Genomic DNA, 20,744 nt, shown 5'->3' with positions numbered 1-20,744 from the left:
TTCTGAGCCCCGTTCACCCGAGCGGGGCTCTTGTTTCTAAAGACGTATGGGATGGGAGGTACAGAGACCATGGCCGAGCAACTGTCGCTGTTTGGTTCGCCGGAACCGGATGAAGCTCCGAGGTCCGCGGTCCCTGCCGCCGCCCCGGCGCAGCCCGAGCTCGCACCCGAACCCGTCTCCGCCTACGCGAGCGTGGTCCTCGACATCCCGACCCGTGCGCTCTCCGAGCCCTTCGACTACGGCATCCCGCAGTCCTTTGCCAACGATGCCCAGATCGGGTCCACGGTCCTGGTCCACTTTGGCAACCGTGCGGCCGCGGGCTATATCGTCGATATCGCGCCCGGGCTGGGCGACCTGCAAGGCAACGACACTCTCGACCCCTTGCGCATCAAGCCCATCGAGGCCATCCTCAGCAAGCCGCTCTTTACCGCCGAGGCTGCACGCATTGCGCGCTGGATGAGCCACGAGTACGTCGCGACGCTTTCCGAGTGCCTGCGTCTGTTCTTGCCTCCGGGAGGCAGCCCGCGTGTCGTGAAAGGCGATGACGGCGTGTGGGCCGTTGAGCGCCCCGCCGTAAAACCCATCCAAAACCGTTGGGTCATGCTCACGCCCGAGGGATTCGACTACACGCCGCCCAAGGCAGCGGTCCGTCAGCGTCAGCTCATCGACGCGCTCCAATGCGGCCCGGTCACGACGCGCGACCTCAACCTGCTCTACAACAGCATGTCGGCGACCATTAAAGCGCTTGAAAAACGCGGCGTCGTGGTGGTGGAGGAGCGCCGCGCCTGGCGTGGGTGTAGCGAGCAGACCACGTTGTCCTCGGCAAGCGGCAAGGCGCCGGTCTCTCTCACCAACGGCCAGCAGCAGGCGCTCGCCCAGATTGAACGCGCCCGCCTTGATGCCCATGGCGACGTGGTCCTTGTCGATGGCGTCACCGGTTCCGGCAAAACCGAGGTTTACCTCTCGGCGATTGAGCGCGTGCTGGCGGCCGGCCGTTCGGCCTGCGTGCTCGTGCCCGAGATCTCGCTGACGGCCCAGACCGTCGGCCGCTTCCGCTCGCGCTTTGGCGAGTCGGTCGCGGTCTTCCACTCGCGTCTTTCGGCCGGCGAGCGTCTGGACCAGTGGGATATGGTTGCCAGCGGTGCCGCGCGCGTGGTCGTGGGCGCCCGCTCGGCGCTCTTTTGCCCGCTCAGCGATCTTGGCCTCATCATCATCGACGAGGAGCACGAGACCAGCTACAAGCAGGGCTCCAGCCCGCGCTACCATGCGCGCGAGGTGGCTGCCGAGATGGCGCGCCGCTATCGGTGCCCGCTCGTGTTGGGCTCCGCCACGCCCTCGGCCGAGGCCCTCGACCGCTGTCGCCGCGGTATGTACAACGGTGCCACCTGGACGCGTGTCGAGATGCCCGAGCGCCCGGGACACGCCGTGCTGCCCACGGTCCGCATTGCCGATCTGCGCCGCGAGTTCGCGCACGGCAGCCGCTCCATGTTCTCAAAACCGCTGATGGAGGGCTTGGAGCGTGTGATCGAGCGCCGCGAGAAGGCCGTACTGCTGCACAACCGCCGCGGTTTTGCGCCGTTTTTGATGTGCCGTGAGTGCGGCTGCGTCCCCACCTGCAACCACTGTTCTACCGCGCTCACGTACCACGAGCGCACGCACACACTGCAGTGCCACACCTGCGGATCGTCCTGGCGCGTGCAGCCCTATCCGGCGCCCACGAGTCGTTGTCCCAAGTGCGGCAGCCGCTACCTGGCAAAAATGGGGCTGGGTACGCAGCAGATCGAGGACGCCCTACACCAGATGATGCCCGACGATGTCGCCATCATTCGCATGGACGCCGATTCCACACGCGGCAAGGATGCGCACAAAAAACTACTCGAGCAGTTCGATGCCGCCGATTGCGCGGTGCTGCTGGGTACCCAGATGATTGCCAAGGGCCTCGATTTTCCCGAGGTCACGCTCGTGGGCGTGGTCAATGCCGACTTTGCGTTAAAGCTGCCCGATTTTAGGGCAGGGGAGCGCGCCTACGATTTGCTGGAACAGGTCGCCGGTCGCGCCGGTCGCGGCGATCGTCCCGGCGAGGTTATCATCCAGACATATCTGCCCGAGGACCCGGTCATTCGCGCCGTCGCCGAGCACGATCGTTCGATCTTTACCGACTACGACCTGGACCAGCGCCGCGACGCCCTGTACCCGCCTTTCGTGCGTCTTGTCAACATTTTGGTGTGGTCGGCGAATCGTGATAATGCGCAGGACTACATTGGGCGCATCGCAAAGCTCCTCAAGCGCCGCTGGCATGCCGCCGCGCCCGACTTTTTGCGAGCGGGGAGCGCCGTGCCCCAGGTGCTGGGCCCCGCTTCGTGTGTAATCGAGAGAGCCAAAGACCGTTATCGCTTCCATCTGCTTGTAAAGTCGCCGGTAGGGTACCATGTCTCTGATGATATCGACGCCTGCCTCAAAGAGGTGGGCTCCGTGCGCGGCGTGAGCGTGAGCGTTGACGTCGACGCCTATGATTTGATGTAACAACCCGAAAGGATGGCCATGGAAGCCAACGGAATCGTATTGTCGCCTGACCCTCGTTTGCGCCAGGAGTGCGCCGTCATCGATGAGATCACCCCGGCGATTGAGGCGCTTGCCGAGAAGATGAAGAAGATGATGTTCGACAACGGCGGTTGCGGCCTGGCTGCCCCGCAGATCGGCGAGCTCATCCAGCTCGTCACCATCGACTGCGACTACACCGACAAGAACGACTATGACCCGTACGTGCTCATCAACCCTGTCATTGTTGAGCAGAGTGACCATCTGGTGCCGTTTAGCGAGGGCTGCCTTTCCATCCCTGGCATTAGCTGCGAGATCGAGCGTCCCGACCATGTCGTTGTCGAGGCATACGATCTGGATGCCAACCTGATTCGCTATGAGGCCTCGGGCGACCTATTCTGCGTGTGCCTGCAGCACGAGATCGATCACCTGCACGGCAACACCATGTTCGAGCGACTCAAGCCGATGCAGCGCATCAAGGCCGTCAAGGAGTACCAGGACGCCCTGGCCCGCGGCGCTCGACCGGGCGAGACGGAGTAGGTCCCACCGTCCCCTTCCGCCGCAGGGCTTAGGTTTTGCTCCATGCTCAAACAGTCCTGCTCGCACGAAGAGCACATTAAGTGCTCTTCGGCTCGTGCGGAACTGCGCGTGGAGCAACAACCTAAGCCCTGCGGCGGAAGGGGACTGCGTTTTCGTGCTCCTTTTCGCTCGGGTGCCGTCGGGCCAGGGAGGGGCGTCTTCGCTGATAATTGCTTTGTCGGAAGAGCTGCTTTTATTGCGGCTCTTTCTTTGGTTTTGGGTATATTTGTTCTTGTTGAATTGTTATTGCGGATGGGCTGGCGACTTGGCTTTCCGCTGTTATTTGTAGCCGTCTCGGTTTTGTTTGAGGGGAGACGTTCTTTATGCGTATTGTGTTTATGGGTACGCCCGATTTCGCGGTGCCGTCACTTACTTCGCTTGTTGAGGCTGGGAATGAAATTACGCTGGTAATTACGCGTCCCGATGCTGTTCGCGGGCGTGGTAAAAAGCTGGAGCCGTCTCCTGTTAAGGCCAAGGCGCTTGAGCTTGGTCTGCCCGTTGTTGAGGCAAATCGTATGACGCCGGATGTTATTGATCGGCTTAAGGCTGCTGATGCCGATATTTTCTGTGTGGCTGCCTATGGCTGCATTTTGCCCGATGAGGTGCTGCATATGGCGCCGCTCGGTATTGTGAATGTTCATGCTTCGCTGCTGCCCCGTTGGCGTGGCGCTGCTCCCATTCAGCGTGCCATTCTTGCTGGTGACGAGGTTGCCGGCGTTTCCATTATGCGCATTGGGCATGGCGTGGATACGGGCGCTTATTGCGCGCAGGTGTCGACCTCGGTTGCCGGTAAACATGCCGAGGCGCTCACGATGGAGCTTGGTGAGCTGGGCGGCAGGCTGCTGGCCGATACGCTTCCCTCGCTTGCCGATGGCTCGGCTGTTTGGACTGAGCAGGATGAATCACTCGTCACGCATGCTGCCAAGATTTCCAAGCAGGAGATGCGTCTGGATCCGCAGATGGGGGCACTTGATTGCGTGCGTCATGTGCTTGCCTCTTCCGACACCGCTCCCGCTCGCTGCGTGATTGCCGGCAAGACCGTGCGCGTGCTCGATGCCGCGCCGGCAGATGTATCGCTTGGCGAGGGGCTCGTCGCTGTTCAGGCCAAGCGCGTCTACCTGGGCCTGTCCGATGGCGCGGTCGAACTGCTCGAGGTTAAGCCCGATGGTAAGCGTGCTATGGCTGCTTCTGCCTGGGCTGCCGGCCTGCAGGGTGCGGATCTTTCGTGGGGTGTTTTGTCATGAGTAAGCTTTCCCCCGCGCGCAAGCTCGCGCTTGATGTTTTGATGGAGGCCGATCGCCGCGGCATGTACGCGCGCGACGTGCTCTCGTCCCGCGCCTCGGCCAAGGCCATCGACCAGCGCGATTCTGCTTTCGCTGCTCGTTTGGCACTGGGCGTTGCAGCCACCCAGGGCATTTTGGATGAGCTGCTCGACCAGTTTCTCGATAAGCCCAAAAAGGTTGCGCCTCGTGTGCGCATGGCACTTCGCATCTCGGCCTTCGAGATGCTCTACCTGCATACCCCGGGTCGCGTTGCGGTGAGTCAGGGCGTTGAGCTCGTGCGCAGCGGTGCTAAGTCTGCCGCCGGTCTGGCGAACGCCGTGCTGCATAAGGTTGCGAACAACGTCGAGGACTTTGCCACTGCGGCGGATGCCGATGAGTCCGAGCGTCGTTTGGTTCGCCTATCTCGCCTGATGGGCATGCCGCGCTGGCTGTGCGCTCGCATTATGGCGTCGTTCGATACACCCGAGGGCGCGCTCGGCTTTGCCGGCAATCTGGCGCCCGCGCCGCTGGCTTTGCACGAGAATGCCTTTGCAGCCAAACCCGATCCGTACATTTCGCAGCTTGTGGCACCCGTGTTCCCGGGTTGCCATGCGCCGGTCGACGCGCAGGCCACGGTTGCGTCGGGTGTGTTTGAGCGCGCAGCCGCCGTGGCCTCGGACCTTAACGCCCAGCTCATCGCTACCGCGGCGACGCGTCCCGGGCGTTGTCTAGAGATTGGCGCCGGTCGTGGCACCAAGACCTATGTGATGATGTGCCAGGCCAAACGTGCCGGTTACGACCGTCAGCACACCGCACTCGATTTGCACGACCGCAAGTGCGACCAGAATCTCGCACGTCTGCATAAGGCGGGTATTACGGGTGTTCGTACGGTGTCGGGCGATGCCTGCGAGCTCAATGAGGTGCTCACGTCCTTTGACGCGATGCTTGGCGAGCCTGCCCTGTTCGACACGGTGTTTATCGATGCTCCGTGCTCGGGCACCGGCACCATGCGCCGTCATCCCGAGATACCGTGGCGCCTTGCCGAGGGCGACATTACGACTGAGTTGCCCCGCCTGCAGCTGACGATGCTCAAGGAAGCAGCCGCGCGCGTGGCTGCCGGCGGTGAGCTTATCTATGCCACCTGCTCGGTCTTCGACGAGGAGAACACGCAGGTCGTTGATGCCTTCCTAGCCTCTCCCGAGGGCGCCGGCTTTAGCGTGGCACCGCTTTCCGAAGCCCAGATTCTGCAGCTCCCCGAGTACGACCATGCCAAGAGCCTCGTCACCCTGCGCCAAAACGCTCGAGGCCTCTTCCAAAGTGTGCCCGTTAATGCGGACTCCTACGACGGCCACTTCTGCGCCAGACTGGTCCGCAAGTAAAACGGATTCCAAGGGTAGCTAATTTGGGACGGGGCTTTTTTAGCTGCCCTGGCCGTCAGTCGGCCAAACATTTGCGCCATCAGCTGGGGCAGCTAAAAAAGCCCCGTCCCAAATTAGCTAAAGAGTGGGAAAAATAGCCCCTTTTCATACTTGCTGCTATCAAAAGTAGAGCGGATTACGGGGCAAGATTGGTGATGCCTGACCACAGCAAAAATGGCCTAAATAAAACCGCAGGTAGATGGTTTGTTGAAATTTGCAAATTACCGGAATGGATAGAGGTTGCCAATTCGGCCCCGTAATCCGGCAGGGTTTTGAAATGTTACAAACTTAGCATCAGCCCGAAATCCGATCTAAAGAAAAGTTGCGGTGAAATGGATCCTGTTTGGCCGTTGAAAGGGCTGATTCAGGAACTATTTCACCGCAACTCATCAGGAAGCCTGGGTGTCGGGACCGCTTGTCGCTAGTGGTTATGTGGGCAGTCGGCGCAGCAACCGCTTGTGGCGCTGGTGCTGGACCCGCCACTGCGCTGGTCGGTGTTGTAGAAACCGCTGCCGTCGAACTTAATGCCGCTGGCCGAGAACGTCTTGGATGCCGGGGCGCCGCAGCTGGGGCATACGACCTCGGGAGTCTCGGACATGGGGTGCTCAACCTCAAAAACGTTGCCGCAGCTCGTGCACTTATATTCGTAGCGCGCCATAATACTTCCTTTTCAGCACAAAGCGGGCAGATCGCTCTGCCCGCAAAAATTCAAACAGCTGTAACTGTACCCCATATCGGGGGTTTTATCACGCTTCGCCCCAGAATCTATGGGTGCTGCGCAGGAGCTTCGCAGTTTTCTCTTCGGCCTCCGCAACGTCTGCCTCTTGTGCCTGCCACGTCCAGTTGCCTGTGGCTACACCCGGCACGTTCATACGTGCGTCGTCCCCCAGCCCAAGCACATCCTGCAGCGGCATCATCACCAGGGGGGCGTCGCTTGCGAGCGCGTCGCCCATCAGCTTGGCCGCCATCTCAACACCGCTCGGCTCGTCGCCGCCTGCAAAGGAGCGCGTGCACCAGCCAGCGAGCGTCGAAGTGTCGTGCGTCGAGGTGTACAGGATTTTGCCCGGCGTGGGATGAATTCGGCAGCGAACGTCGTAGTCACTAAACTCCAGTACGTCCATGCCGGGAAAACCGCAGGTCGAAGCCATAGCGCGAACGCCAGGCGTCAGATAGCCCAGATCCTCGGCAATAAAATTGAGCGGACCCAGCTCGTCGTAGGCGGTCTGGAACAGATCCTTGCCCGGACCAGCAAGCCAGCGGCCGTCGGCACAGGCTTTGCCAGCGGGAATGCTAAAGTAGTTGTGGAAGCCCAGGAAGTGGTCCAGGCGCACGCGGTCGTAGAGCGCGAACGCTCGGCGCAGGCGATCGAGCCACCAGCGATAGCCGCTCTCCTTCATGTGATCCCAGCGGAAGGTGGGGTTGCCCCACACCTGACCTTCGGGCGCAAAGTTGTCGGGCGGCGCACCGGAGATCTCGATTGCCTTGCCGGTATCGGACAGCCAGAAGTTCTCGGGCTCGCTCCACGCATCTGCCGAATCGTCCGATACATACATCGGGATATCGCCGATGACCTCGATGCCCTTCTTGTGCGCATAGTTCATGAGCTCGCACCAAGCCAGGTCAAAGCGGTACTGCATGTAGGCCTGAAGCTCGGCCTCGTCGTGGAAGCGCTTGTCGTCGATCAGATGCTCGTTGTAGCGCGCGACATCTGCCGGCCAATCGTGGCGCGACTCGCCCTCAAAGTATTTCTTAACGGCCATGTAGACGCAGTACTTCTCGAGCCAATCGGCATTGCGATGTTTAAACGCGGTGTACAGCGGGTCGGCATCTTCGCCACCGTGGGCCTTCCAAGAAGCGAAGTCGGCGGCCAGCTCCTCGTGACTCTCGGGCAGCAGGTCGATGTTACCCGCAAAAGCCGAGGGTCCGGCATAGGGGGAGCGGAAGAAATCCGTCGGGTTGACGGGCAGGACCTGCCAGTAGCGCATGCCCATGGCGGCCAGGTGGTCGATAAAGCGGCGCGTGGGTGCGCCGATCGTACCCGGCTTGCCATCGTCAGTCGGAACCGAGGTGATGTGGCACACGACGCCCGCGCCATGATCGAGCGGCTCTTGCAGGCGCCTCTCGGCATGGTGATAGATGATCGAAGAGCCCAGCGGGTACAGATCGAGCGTGACCGTACCGTTGTGGATCTCGCACTCGTGGCCGCTGATCACGTCGCTCGCACATTCACCGAGCGCCGGAATCGTCACGCGGTGCGAATTGCGCAGGCTGCGGTTGGTGATAACAGTCGCAGCCTCGCCGTCTTTGCCCGTGCGGGTGTAGGCTAGGACGTCGTCGTTAAGCGCGAAGGCCTTGATCTCGCCGTCAACCATAAAAGGCAACGCGCGGCGCAGGGCGGATGCGTTCTTCACGATGGCCAACGTATCGAAATCGTGGAGCTGGTCCTTTGTCGGCAGGGTACGGCGGTTGCCCGGATCGGTGAGGCCCTCCAGGCCGTACTCATCGCCATAATAGATCGAGGGCACGCCGGGGAAGGTCATCTGCATGAGCGTCGCCAACCAAAAGCGCCTCTTGGCCAGGTCCATGGAGTTCTCGTCCAAGCGCCATTTGCTACGCTCGCTCTCGGGTAGCTGCGACTCGTCGGGACCACCGCCGAGCACCGAGATAATGCGCGGACGGTCGTGGCTCGAAAGCAGATTGAGCGCGCAGGCCAGTGCCTCGCGCGGGTAGTTCTCGCGCAGTGTCTCGATGTCCTCGGCAGCCTGATAGGCATCTCTGTAGCCCATCAAAAAGCCGATGACCATGTCGCGGAAGGGGTAGTCCATGGCGGAATCGAGTTCGGAGCCCTGCAGATAACGGCGCAGATGGCCATAGCTGATCTTGTTGGAGGCGTCCTCCCAGACTTCGCCGAGCAGCAGCGCATCGGGCTTCTCTTCGAGCACGGCGGCCTTGATATCGGCCAGGAAGTCATCGGAAAGCTCGTCGGCCACATCGAGTCGCCAGCCGTGGGCACCGGCGCGCAGCCACTTGCGAATGACGCCGTCCTTGCCCAGAAGCTTTTTACGCACGAGCTCGGAATTCTCGTTGAGGGCGGGCATATTGCGCACGCCCCACCAGCAGTCATACGTGCCGTCCTCGTGGAAGGTAAACGCATCGCGCCACGGGGAGTCCTCGCTCTGCCACGCGCCGACGCCGGGATAGTTGCCGTAGCGGTTAAAGTAGATCGAGTCGTCGCCCGTATGGTTGAAGACGCCGTCCAGGATGATGGAAATGCCGAGCTTCTCGGCCGCCTCGCATAGCTCCGTAAAGTCTTGCTCGGTTCCCAGAATCGGGTCGATCTTGGTGTAATCGGCCGTGTCGTAGCGGTGGTTGCTCGCGGCCTCAAAGATCGGGTTGAGGTAGATGGCCGTAAAGCCCAGCTCGGCGATGCGGGGCAGGTCATTTTGGATACCCTTGAGAGAGCCGCCGTAAAAATCCCAGGTCTTGATGGATCCGTCCTCGGCACGCTCGTACACGGGCGGCTCGTTCCAGTCCTCGACCATGCGACGCTGGATTCCCTTACGCGGTTTTTCGACCTCAGCCAGCGTGCGTTCGCGCCAGTTTTCGTCGCGGGCGTAGCGGTCGGGGAAGATCTGGTAGACCATGCCGTGCTCGTACCAGGTGGGACGGTTCTCGCGGTGCTTGTAGACGGTAATCTGGAAGGACGGAACCTCGGCGTAGTTGTATACAACGCCCTCGCCGCCGGTGCGACCCTGCGGCGCACCCAAACGGACCTCGGACTGGCCTTCGATATTGCATATAAAGCTGTACCATACAAGACAGGGCTCGGCGCAGTTGAGCTCACCGGTAAAGATGCCATCGCCCTTGTGCTCCATGGGGATCAAGGTCTCTCCGATGCCGTCGACCCAGGTGCGCAGGGTGAGCGTTGCCTGGTTGGGGTCGGCATCCTCCAAAATCACCGAAAGCGAAACGGAAGTTCCAGTGGTCACAGCGCCAAAAGGAGTGCGAAACTGCGTCAGGCGGCTGTTGTGTATCAATCTCATAGTACGGTCCAGTTCTATACAATCATGGCCAGCGGGTCATGGGCTTAACGCACAGTGCATAAGTATATCCGTTGCACTTTAGTTGTATAAACTACAGTCGCTTACTATCGGCGAACGGTTGTCCTAGAAAATCGTTTTACCAACTATCTACAGAGTAGGGGCGCCCGGTTGGAGCGCCCCTTGTTTAGGGTTTTTATTAGGTTTTAGATCGTCTGTGGGCTAGTGGCGCTTGCGGGTGGCCGTTGCCTTGCGGACGGAGGTCTTCTTGGTCGGAGCCTTTTCCTCGGCTGGAGCGGCGGGGGAGACCGGGGCCTTCTTGGCGGGTTCGGTTTTTGCCGTAGCCTTCGGAGCGGTCTTGACCTCGGCGGCCTTCGGTTCCGGCTCGGCCTCTACTGCGGGTTTGTCCTTGGCTTTAGCCTCTGCCTTGGGAGCGGCTGTCTTGGTCGTAGCCTTTTTGGCCGTTGTCGTGGCGCGCTTGCGTGTGGTGGTCTTGGCGGCCGGCTTTGCCTCGACCGTTGCCTTGGCCTTGGGCTCGGAGGGTGCCTCCTCGACCTTGACGGCGGGCTTTGCAGCAGCCTTCGGGGCCGTCTTCGCGGTGGCCTTCGTCGTAGCAGCCTTGGTCGCCGGCGACTTCGTAGCCGTGGCCTTCTTGGCGGTCGCGGTCTTGGTCGCGGTCTTGGTCGCGGTCGTCTTCTTGACAGCGGTCTTGGCCGGAGCCTTTGCCGCGGTCTTAGCCTCGGCAATGGTAGCCTCAGCGGTGGCCTCGGCCTTTACCTCGGGAGCGGCCTCGGCTTCGACGGCCTTCTTGGCAGCGGCGGTCGTACGCTTGCGCGTGGTGGTTGCCTTGGCAGCGGTGGTCTTGCTCGTAGCGGCCTTCGTGGTCGTGGCCTTCTTAGCCGTTGTCTTGCGGGTCGTCGTCTTCTTGGCGGCAGGCTTCGCCGTGGGCTTTACCTCGCCATCGTCAGCCGGCTTCTCCTCGGCCTTGGGTTCCTCGGCCTTGGGCTCCTCGGCCTTGGGCTCCTCGGCCTTGGGCTCCTCGGCAGCAGCGGGCTCCTTAACGGGTGCCGCAGGCTCGGCCTCAGCGGCAACCGGCTCCTCCACAGCCACAGCAGCTTCCACTGCCACCGGCCTCTCAATCTCTGGATGCATAAAGAAGTACAGGTCCAGATACTTATCGGCCGAACGTGTCCAGCTAAAGTCCTGGCTCATGGCCTGCGTGACCAGCTGATCCCAGGCCTTGCGGTTATCCCAGAACAGGCGAGCCGCGCGGAACACCGCGTCACCCATCTCGTCGCCGTTAAAGTGACTAAATGAGAAGCCCGTGCCCTCGCCGGTAAACTCGTTGTACGGTTGCACGGTGTCCTTCAGGCCACCGGTCTCGCGCACAATGGGCAGGGTGCCGTAGCGCATGGCGATGATCTGTGACAGGCCACAGGGCTCAAACTTCGAAGGCATCAGGAACATATCGGCGGCGGCGTACATGCGCTGCGAAAGCGCCGGGTCAAACTCGATACGCGCCGCCATGGTGCCGGGGTATTTGCCCTGGAAGTAGCGCAGTCCGTCCTCGTAGTCGCGGTCGCCGGTGCCCAGCACGGCCACCTGAACGCCACCGGACAGGATGCGGTCGAGCGCGTACATGACCAGGTCCATGCCCTTCTGTCGCGTCAGGCGCGTGACCATCACCATAAGCGGGCGGTCGTCGCGAATCTCGAGCCCCAACTCCTCCTGCAGTTTGGCCTTGCATACGGCCTTCCCCGCACGGTCATCAACCGTGTAGTTGGCGGCAATGCGCTTGTCGGTCGCCGGATCAAAACCCACAACGTCAATGCCGTTGAGGATACCCTGCAGAGCGTACGAACGCTCGCGCAGCACGCCGTCCAGGCCCTCGCCAAACTCGGGCGTCTGGATCTCGCTCGCATAGGTGGGGCTCACCGTGGTGATGGCATCGGCATAGTGCAGCGCGCCCAGCATATAGTTAATGCTGCAGGCGTCACAGCGCAACTGCGTGGCGGCTGCCGGAATATGCGCCATACCCAGTATGTCTTCCATCACGGTGTCGCTAAACTGGCCCTGGAACGCCACATTGTGGATCGAGAACACGGTCTTGACGCGGTCGTACAGCGGCAGGCCTTGGTAGAACTCTCGCAAGAACACGGGCGCCAGCGCCGTCTGCCAGTCGTTGCAGTGCAGGATGTCGCACTCAAAGCCTTCGGGCAGGTGCTGCAGGCTCTCGGTGATGGCCTTGGAGAAAAACGCGAAGCGCTCGCCGTCGTCAAAGAAGCCGTAGGGATAGTCGCGCGCAAAGTAGTGCTCGTTGTCCACGAACATATAGGTGACGCCGTCGTGCTCGAGCTTCTCCAACCCGCAGTACTCGTTGCGCCAGCTCAGGCTCACGTAAAAGTCGGCAAAGTGCTCCATCTGCGCCTTGTACTCGTCCTTGATGGTGGCGTACTTGGGCACCATCACAATGACTTCGGCGCCAGCGCGCACGAGTGCCGCAGGCAGCGAACCCGCCACGTCACCCAAGCCACCGGTCTTAACAAACGGCGCGCACTCTGCCGAGGCAAACACGATCTGCATCTTTTTGCTGGTTTGTGCCATTATGTCTCCCATGTTGCAATTCGAGAATAGTCGCCTGGCGCTAACCGGGCGACTATTCTACAAGTTACGTGCGATTATGTGGTGCCAACGTTAACGAGCGATGGTGGTATCGGAAGTTAACGGAGCCTTGCCCAGCACCAGGATGTTCTCGGGCGTACCGCGAAGCTCGGTGTTGGTGGGAACCACGTTGTTCTTGTCCAGGATGGCGTTCTCAACACGGGCGCCGCTCTTGATGATGCAGCTCTGGTTGATGATCGAGTTGGTCACCGAGGCGCCTTCCTCGATCACAACGCCGCGCGACAGGATCGAGTTGCGCACGGTGCCCTTGATGATGCAGCCGGCCGAGATGATCGAGTTGCAGGCGTGGCTGCCGGTCGCGTAACGCGAAGGCGGCACGTCGTGGGCCTTGGTCAGGATCGGGCGCTCGGGGTCAAAGAGCTGATCGGCCACGGTCTGGTCGAGCAGGTCCATGCTGCGACGGTACAGCGACTTCTCGCTAAACACGCCCACGACCTCGCCCTTGTACTTGTAGCTGCACACGTCGATGTTGCCAAAGTCGCCCTGGAGTGCCTCGAGCAGGTCCAGATAGTCGGCGGCCTGGTAGTGGTCGATGATCTCGAGCAGCGTCTCGCGGTTGACGATGCAGCAGTCCATAGAGGCGTTGTCGCCGTACGCGACGCCGGCGCTCACGCCCGTCAGGCGGCCGTTCTCGTTGATATCGAGCTTGGTCTCGTCTTCGATGTTGTGCGTGGCCTTGCAGTACACCACGGTCATCTGGGCACCGGATTTCTCGTGCGCCTCGATGATGGTGTTGAGGTCCATGTTAAAGATGACGTTGGTGCCCATCATCACAACATAGGGCTTGTCCGAGCGCTGGAACAGCGTCTTGTTGGAGATGATGTCGCGGAGCAAGAAGCGCATGCCGCCCTTGGTGGTGCCATACGCGTTGCCGGGCACCATGAACAGGCCGCCGTTCTTGCGGTCCAGGCCCCAGTCCTTGCCCGAGCCCACGTGGTCGATCAGCGAGCGGTAGTTGCCCGGCATGACAACGCCGACGGTCTTAATGCCGGCATTCATCATGTTGGACAGCGGAAAGTCGATCAGGCGGTAGCGGCCCAAAAACGGAACGGACGCGATGGGGCGATCCTTGAGCAGCACGCTGCCGTAGGTCGAAGAGTAGTTAGCGGTGATATAGCCGATGGCCTTGCGATTGATCATCGGATCATTCCCCCTTCCCGACAACGACGTCATTTCCAACGACGGCCGTATCCTTGGTGGTATCGACAGAGCCGAGCTTCACGCCCTCTTCGACCGTGGAGTTCTCGCCCAAAATAGCGCGGCAAATGTGCGCGCCGCTCTTAACGTGCGCACCCGGCAGCAGCACGGAGTCCTCGACCACGGCGCGCTCCTCGATGATGACATCGGTCGAAAGGATCGAGTGGCGAGCGGTGCCGTAGATCTTGCAGCCATTGGAGACCAGGCAGTCGTCCAGGCGACCGTCCGGGCCAATGTAGTGCGGCGGACGCGTGGTGATGTTGGACATGATGGGGAAGCTCTTGTCAAACAGATCGAACTCGGGGTTGTTGCCCAGCAGGTCCATCGAGGTCTCGTGGAAGCTGGCGATGGTGCCAACATCCTTCCAAAAGCCGTGGAACTCGTAGCTGTACAGGCGCTTGTCCTCGCCGAGCAGCTTGGGGATGATGTCCTTGCCAAAGTCGTGGCTCGAGCGCTGGTCCAGAGCGTCCTCCTCGAGCGCCTTGACCAGCACGTCGGCCGAGAAGATGTAGATGCCCATGGACGCGAGGTTCGAATCGGGCTTCTCGGGCTTCTCCGTGAACTTGGTGATGCGGCCGTCCTCGGGGTCGGTGGTCAGGATGCCAAAGCGGCTGGCCTCCTCCCACGGCACGGGCATAACGCTCACCGTGAGGTCGGCGTTGTTCTCAATGTGCGTCTTGAGCATCTTGCGGTAGTCCATGCGATACAGATGATCGCCCGAAAGAATCAGGACGTACTTGGGGTCGTTGGACTTGATGTAGTCGAGGTTCTGCGTGATGGCGTCGGCCGTGCCCGCATACCATGCGCCACCGGTTTGCGTCTCGTACGGCGGCAGGATCGAAACGCCACCGTCGCGGCTGTCCAGATCCCACGCCTCGCCAGAGCCCACGTAGGCATGCAGCAGATAGGGACGATACTGCGTCAGAACGCCCACCGTGTCGATGCCCGAATTGGAGCAGTTGGACAGCGAAAAGTCGATAATGCGGAACTTGCCACCAAAGCTAACCGCCGGTTTAGCGATCTTTTGGGTGAGTGCCCCCAATCGGCTTCCCTGTCCTCCTGCGAGGAGCATCGCGATGCATTCTTTCTTACTCATCGGTTTCTCCTTCTGTCATCGATGTTCCTAAACCCATTAGCGACGGGCGCGGCGCTCGGTCGCGCCCGTCGAGTAATGCCGTGCGGCAAAGGGAACTCGCGGCCTTTAAGCGTGCCAGATCTCGTCGCGGTACTCGCGAATGGTGCGGTCGCTCGAGAACCAGCCGCTCGAGGCGGTGTTGAGCAGCGCCTTGCGGTTCCAGGTCTCCTGGTCGCCATAGCTGCCCGTGAGCTTCTCCCATGCATCCACGTAGCTGCGGAAGTCCGCCATGACCAGGTCGGGGTCGTTGTTGTTCATAAGCTCGTTGTAGATGCTCTCAAAGTTGCCCGAAAGGCCGGCAAACGTGTTGTCCTTGAGCTCATCCATCACGCGGCCCAGACGTTCGCGATCATTGTTGAGCGTATCCCACGCAAAGTAGCTGTTCGATGCCCAGAGCTGCTCGACCTCGGGAGCGGTCAGGCCAAAGATCGCCTCGTTCTCGCGGCCGGCCAAATCGGCGATTTCGATGTTGGCGCCGTCGAGGGTGCCCAGCGTAATGGCGCCGTTCATCATGAGCTTCATGTTGGACGTGCCCGAGGCCTCCTTGCCAGCCGTGGAAATCTGCTCCGAAATCTCGGCGGCAGGGTAGATGAGCTGGGCGTTGCTCACGCGGAAGTTGGGGATAAAGCAGACCTTCATGACTTCGTTGACGCGCGGGTCGTTGTTGATGACCTCGGCCACCGAGTTGATCAGGCGGATGGTCTCCTTGGCAAAGGTGTAGCTCGAGGCAGCCTTGCCGCTAAAGATAAAGGTCGTCGGTGTCACGTGGAAGTTGGGATTGGCGATGCGACGGTTGTAGATGTCCATCACCTTCATGATGTTCATGAGCTGGCGCTTGTAGGCATGAAAACGCTTTACCTGAACATCGAAGACGGTGTTGGGGTCAATAACCAGACCGGTCTCTGCCTTAACGTAGGCGGCAAGACGCTCCTTGTTGGTGCGCTTGGAGGCACCCACGGCCTTCAGGAACTCGGTGTCGTTCTGAAAACCTTTAAGTTTCTCCAGCTCAAAGGCGTCCTTCAGCCAGCCGTCGCCAATGGCCTCGGTCACGAGCTTGGCGTAGGTGGGGTTGGCCTCGGCAAAGAAGCGACGGTGCGAGATGCCGTTGGTCTTGTTGTTGAACTTCTCGGGCGTTAAGGCATAGAAGTCCTTGAGCACATTGTTCTTGATGATATCGGAGTGAATCTTGGCCACGCCGTTGACGCTGTGGCTGCAGATCACGGACAGGTTGGCCATGCGAACCTCGCCGTCCCATAGGATGGCGGTCTGGCGCAGACGCTCCTGCCAGCCCTCCTGCGTCGTATCGAACGACTCATGCCAACGACGGCTGATTTCGTCGATGATCTGGTACACACGGGGGAGGAGCTTGGAGAACGTGCCGATGGGCCACTTCTCCAGGGCCTCGGGCAGGATGGTGTGGTTGGTGTAACTCACGACCTGCGTCACGATGTTCCAGGCGTCATCCCACTCGAGCTTCTTCTCGTCGATGAGGATGCGCATGAGCTCGGGGCCGCACATGGCGGGGTGCGTATCGTTGGTGTGGATGGCCACAAACTGCGGCAGCAGCTCCCAGTTCGCGCCGTGCTCCTTCTCAAAGGTGTCGAGCAGGCTGTAGATACCGGCCGAGACAAACAGGTATTCCTGCTTCAGACGAAGCAGACGGCCGTGCTCGCCGGCGTCGTTGGGGTAGAGGATGGCGCTGATGGCCTCGGCCTCGGCGCGCTCGGCGTCGGCCAGGGCGTAGTCGCCGCGGTTGAAGGCCTCAAGGTCAAAGTGCTCCTCGACCGGCTCAGCGGCCCAGACGCGCAGCTTGTTGACGGTCTCGCCGGCATAGCCCACCACGGGGATGTCGTAAGGGACGGCCAGGATGTCCTGCGTGTCCACGGTTCGATAGAACGTGCGGCCGTTCTCCTCAAAGCCCTCGACGCGGCCACCAAACTTAATGGTCACGGCCTTGTCCTGACGACGGACCTCCCAGGGATAGCCGTTGGTAAGCCACTCGTCGGTGGTTTCGACCTGGCTGCCGTTGACGATCTCCTGTTTAAACAGGCCGTAGCGGTAGCGCATGCCGTTGCCGTAGCCGGCAATGCCCTCGGCTGCCATGGAATCCAGGAAGCATGCGGCCAGACGACCCAGGCCACCGTTGCCCAGCGCCGGATCGGGCTCCTGGCTCTCGATGACGGACAGGTCAAGACCCATATCGTCGAGCGCCTCGGCGACCATGTCGCGCACGCCAAAGTTGAGCAGGTAGTTGTCGAGCAGGCGGCCGATCAAAAACTCGATCGAGAAGTAGTACACGCGCTTCTTGCCCTCGGCGGTGGCGCGGGCGTCGCTCTTGGTGGCAACGGTGCGGGCCTTCTCGGCCACGAGCTTGGCCAGAGCGTTAAAGCGATCCAGATCGCTGGCTGCCTCGACGCTCTTGCCGCTAATGCTCATGACGGCATCGCGATAGAGCTCGGTAAACTCCTGCTTGTTGTCGAAGATCTTATTCATACGTTCCTTTCCCCCGGGGATGTTTCTCCCGGAACGGTTGTGACTTGTATCCTACGCCCCGCTGGGGCGGGTAATTACAGCTGTAACGGCTTTGTTACGCATCCTTAGGTGATGACTTAACAGAAGCAGACTTGGCTTTGGTAGCGGCCTTTTTGGCAGCAGGCTTCTTGGTCGCGGTAGCCTTGGCAGCGGGCTTTGCGGCGGCCTTAGCCTTGGCCTTGGTCGTCGCAGCCTTCGCCTTGGCCGGGGCCTTCTTGGCGGCCGCTGGCTTGGGCTTTACCGAGGACGCACGCTTGCGGGTCGCCTTCTTGGGCTCCTCGACCACGGGCGGCTTATAGCTGCTGGGGCCGCGACGCTTAAGCACCACGCCTGCCAGGCTGGGCACCTTAATCACGATAGAGTCCATCTGCCCGTTCCAGGGATAGGGCTCGCTCGAGCAGGTGTAGGGCTCCTCGCCAGCATAGCCGCTGCCGCCAAACTCGGGACGGTCGGAGTCAAAGATGACCTCCCAGTCGCCCTCACGCGGCACGCCCACACGGAAGCTCTCGTAGGCCGCCGGGTCAAAGTTGATCAGGATCACGAGGTCGTCATCGACGTTTTCGCCCTGACGCACAAAGCTCACGATGGACTGCTTGGAGTTGTCCGCGTCGATCCAGGTAAAGCCGTCGTCGTTGTAGCCGCGCTCGTACAGGGCGGGCTCGGCGGTATACAGGTGGTTGAGCGCCTTAATGAACGCCTGATGGTGTGCATGGGTCTCATACTGCTCGGTCAAGAACCACTGAATAGATTCGTAGTAGCGCCACTCGATAAACTGGCCGATCTCGTTGCCCATAAAGTTGAGCTTGGCACCGGGGTGCGTCATCTGGTAGAAGGCGAGCGTACGCAGGCCGGCAAACTGGCGCCACCAGTCACCCGGCATGCGGCCGATGAGCGAGCACTTGCCGTGCACGACCTCGTCGTGGCTCAGCGGGCAGATAAAGTTCTCAGTAAAGGCGTACATGATGGAGAACGTGAGCAAGCCATGGTTGCCGGGGCGCCACGGAAAATCGGTCTGCATGTAGTGCAGGGTGTCGTTCATCCAGCCCATGTCCCACTTGTAGTGGAAGCCCAGGCCGCCGTCCTGCGGCGGATAGGTCACAAGCGGCCACGCGGTGGACTCCTCGGCCATCATCATCACGTCGGGGTAGTGCGCCTCAACAGCGCAGTTGACCTGACGGATAAACGCGCTGGCGTCCAGGTCCTCCTCGGTACCGTACTTGTTGAACTTCTTTTGGCCAGGATCGTCAATGCCAAAGTTGAGGTACAGCATGCTGGACACGCCGTCCATGCGAATGCCGTCCACATGGAAGTTCTCGATCCAGTACAGCACGTTGGAGACCAAGAAGGAGCGGACCTCGCCGCGGGCGAAGTCAAACTTGTGCGTGCCCCAGTTGGGGTGAATCTCGTGCTCAAACAGCATGTGGCCGTTAAAGGTGGCAAGGCCGTGGGAGTCGGCGCAAAAACCGCCGGGTACCCAGTCCATGATCACGCCGATGCCCGCCTCGTGGCACGCATCGATAAAGTGCATGAGCTGCTGCGGGTTGCCGTAGCGCGACGTGGCGGCAAAGTAGCCGGTCGTCTGGTAGCCCCAGGAGCCATCGAAGGGGTGCTCCATAAGCGGCATGACCTCGATATGCGTGTAGCCCATATCGCGCACGTAGTCCACGAGCTCCACCGACAGGTCATCATAGGTGTAAAACTCGCCGCGCTGCGCAGGGAAGGGGTCCATGGGGCCGGGGTAGTTGCCGTACTCGTCCGGCTCGCCCTGTGGCTCGTCTCCGTGGCGCTTCCACGAGCCAATATGCACCTCGTAGATGTTGAGCGGCTGCGACATGTGGTTGTGGCCGGCGCGGCGCTTGAGCCACGCGGCGTCGTTCCACTGGTAGCCATCGAGGGTCCACAGCACGCTCGCCGTTCCCGGAGGGCACTCGGCCTTAAAGGCGTACGGATCGGCCTTGTAGAGCTTTTCGCCCTCGTTGGTCTCGATGAGGTATTTATAGAGCTGGCCCTGCTCGGCGCCAGGAATAAAGCCTTCCCAGATAGCGCTCGTGTGTACGGGCACCAGCGGGTTGGCTTGTTCGTCCCAATTGTTAAATTCACCGATAACGTGGACGCTCTTAACGTCGGGCGCCCAAACGCAAAAACGCCAGCCGCGCGTGCGCTGCTGCGTGTCGGGATGCGCGCCCATCTTTTCCCAGCTGCGCTCCCACATTCCAATGCCAAACAGATAGACATCGTCCTTGGTGAGCTCCGGTGCGTGCGGGGCGGCTTTACGGGTAGCGGGCTTTTTGGTTGCTGGCTTTAGCTTTGTATCGCTCACGTTTGATCCCATCATGACGCGGCAGCGTGTTGCCTTGGTGACTAGATGCGAAAGGTCCAAGGCTGCACGAATCGAAGGGACGGCGATAGCTCTATGAGTCGTCCCACCTCGCGTGCACGGTGGAACTTTCGGCAAAAACCACAATAACACCTGTCCGTTACTTTTATGGACGAAAGTGGATTTACGGTGGCGTTTAATCGGTGAGCGCCATGTTTATGCCACTGACAGAATTGCGATGGTAAAACTCTTGACAGTTTTACCAATTAGGGTTTTCAAGATATTTAGATTTACGTTTGGTAAAACGTTTTTAGCAGGTTGTTTACCATTTGACATTGAAAGGTTTGCGAATGAACCACACAGCCGCCTCTAATGTTGCTTTTATTTTTGATTGCGACGGCACACTGGTAAATAGCACCCCCGTTTGGGACTATGCGTCGCCCGAGTTATTGCACCGTCACGACATTGATGTAACGATTGACGATTTTGCCCAGTTTGAGCATTTGTCGCTCGAGGACGAGTGCCAGGCCTACCACGACACGTGGGGCATTGGCGAAAATGGCGAGGAGCTGTATCGCGAGCTGAGCGACATCCTGATCGATGGCTACTCCAAGGTGCCGCCGCGCGAGGGGCTCCTGGCGTTTTTGGAGCAGGCGAAATTGGCCGGCATTGCTATGTGCGTGGCCACGTCCACGCCGGCCGAGCTGGTGCAGTCCGCACTCGCGGGTGCGGGGCTCGACGCCTATATGGAGTTTATTACCACGACGGGCGAGGCGGGCCGTTCCAAGCAGTTCCCCGATGTGTACGAGCTGGCGCTGCGCCGCCTTGAAGAGCGCCGCGGTCACCAGTTTGAGCGCGCGTGGGTGTTTGAGGACGCCGTCTTTGGCCTTAAGAGCTCTGGCACTGCAGGCTTTAAGCGCGTGGGCATTTATGACCCGCACGGCCGTATGGAGCGCGACGAGGTTCGCGGTAACTGCGATATCTTTATCGATAGCTATGAGGACCTGAATCTGGCCCGTGTGCTTGCGTTTGAGGGCTAGGCGA

Annotated in this window: 12 protein-coding genes; 5 read left to right on the top strand and 7 right to left on the bottom strand. The window is 60.6% G+C overall.

The window, feature by feature from the left end; all coding sequences use genetic code 11:
* The first annotated feature begins 69 nt into the window (after positions 1–69).
* The 4 genes from priA (at position 70) to ACTQXI_RS07695 (ending at position 5,758) form a co-directional block, all read left to right on the top strand.
* Positions 70–2,523, top strand: coding sequence for a replication restart helicase PriA (gene priA, locus ACTQXI_RS07710; protein ID WP_441548480.1), 2,454 nt, complete (start codon positions 70–72; stop codon positions 2,521–2,523).
* An 18-nt stretch (positions 2,524–2,541) separates the two neighbouring features.
* Positions 2,542–3,078 carry a peptide deformylase gene (gene def, locus ACTQXI_RS07705; RefSeq protein ID WP_441048456.1) on the top strand — a complete coding sequence of 179 codons (537 nt, stop codon included), beginning with the start codon at positions 2,542–2,544 and terminating at the stop codon, positions 3,076–3,078.
* A 362-nt stretch (positions 3,079–3,440) separates the two neighbouring features.
* Positions 3,441–4,361, top strand: a complete 921-nt coding sequence (gene fmt / locus ACTQXI_RS07700) for a methionyl-tRNA formyltransferase (RefSeq protein WP_441048455.1) — start codon at positions 3,441–3,443, stop codon at positions 4,359–4,361.
* Positions 4,358–5,758, top strand: a complete 1,401-nt coding sequence (locus ACTQXI_RS07695) for an RsmB/NOP family class I SAM-dependent RNA methyltransferase (protein WP_441048454.1) — start codon at positions 4,358–4,360, stop codon at positions 5,756–5,758. The genes fmt and ACTQXI_RS07695 overlap by 4 nt, the downstream gene beginning before the upstream one ends.
* A 460-nt stretch (positions 5,759–6,218) precedes the next feature.
* Here ACTQXI_RS07695 and ACTQXI_RS07690 read toward each other — a convergent pair whose 3' ends face one another.
* From ACTQXI_RS07690 to glgB, 7 genes are all read right to left on the bottom strand, one after another.
* Complete coding sequence (locus ACTQXI_RS07690) at positions 6,219–6,455, bottom strand: FmdB family zinc ribbon protein (RefSeq protein WP_154518065.1); 237 nt, start codon at positions 6,453–6,455, stop codon at positions 6,219–6,221.
* Between the two features lie 88 nt (positions 6,456–6,543).
* On the bottom strand, positions 6,544–9,840 hold the full coding sequence (locus ACTQXI_RS07685) for a 4-alpha-glucanotransferase (protein ID WP_441548479.1): 3,297 nt from the start codon (positions 9,838–9,840) through the stop codon (positions 6,544–6,546).
* Positions 9,841–10,059: 219 nt separating this feature from the next.
* Positions 10,060–12,441, bottom strand: coding sequence for a glycogen synthase GlgA (gene glgA, locus ACTQXI_RS07680; RefSeq protein ID WP_441548478.1), 2,382 nt, complete (start codon positions 12,439–12,441; stop codon positions 10,060–10,062).
* A 90-nt stretch (positions 12,442–12,531) separates the two neighbouring features.
* Positions 12,532–13,659, bottom strand: a complete 1,128-nt coding sequence (glgD, locus tag ACTQXI_RS07675) for a glucose-1-phosphate adenylyltransferase subunit GlgD (protein WP_441548477.1) — start codon at positions 13,657–13,659, stop codon at positions 12,532–12,534.
* Positions 13,660–13,663: 4 nt separating this feature from the next.
* On the bottom strand, positions 13,664–14,812 hold the full coding sequence (locus ACTQXI_RS07670) for a glucose-1-phosphate adenylyltransferase (RefSeq protein WP_154518056.1): 1,149 nt from the start codon (positions 14,810–14,812) through the stop codon (positions 13,664–13,666).
* 105 nt (positions 14,813–14,917) lie between these two features.
* Positions 14,918–17,344 (bottom strand): glycogen/starch/alpha-glucan phosphorylase, encoded by a 2,427-nt coding sequence (locus ACTQXI_RS07665; RefSeq protein WP_441048450.1) that lies wholly within the window; start codon positions 17,342–17,344, stop codon positions 14,918–14,920.
* A gap of 94 nt (positions 17,345–17,438) precedes the next feature.
* Complete coding sequence (gene glgB, locus ACTQXI_RS07660; protein WP_441548476.1) at positions 17,439–19,718, bottom strand: 1,4-alpha-glucan branching protein GlgB; 2,280 nt, start codon at positions 19,716–19,718, stop codon at positions 17,439–17,441.
* 332 nt (positions 19,719–20,050) lie between these two features.
* Here glgB and ACTQXI_RS07655 point away from each other — a divergent pair, with 332 nt between their 5' ends.
* Positions 20,051–20,740 carry an HAD family hydrolase gene (locus ACTQXI_RS07655; protein ID WP_441548475.1) on the top strand — a complete coding sequence of 230 codons (690 nt, stop codon included), beginning with the start codon at positions 20,051–20,053 and terminating at the stop codon, positions 20,738–20,740.
* Positions 20,741–20,744: the final 4 nt, after the last annotated feature.

Source organism: Collinsella sp. LCP19S3_C9, from assembly GCF_052121575.1.
Taxonomy (GTDB): Bacteria; Actinomycetota; Coriobacteriia; order Coriobacteriales; family Coriobacteriaceae; genus Collinsella.
Note: the sequence above shows the minus strand (reverse complement) of the source record. Positions and strands in the feature narration are given on the sequence as shown.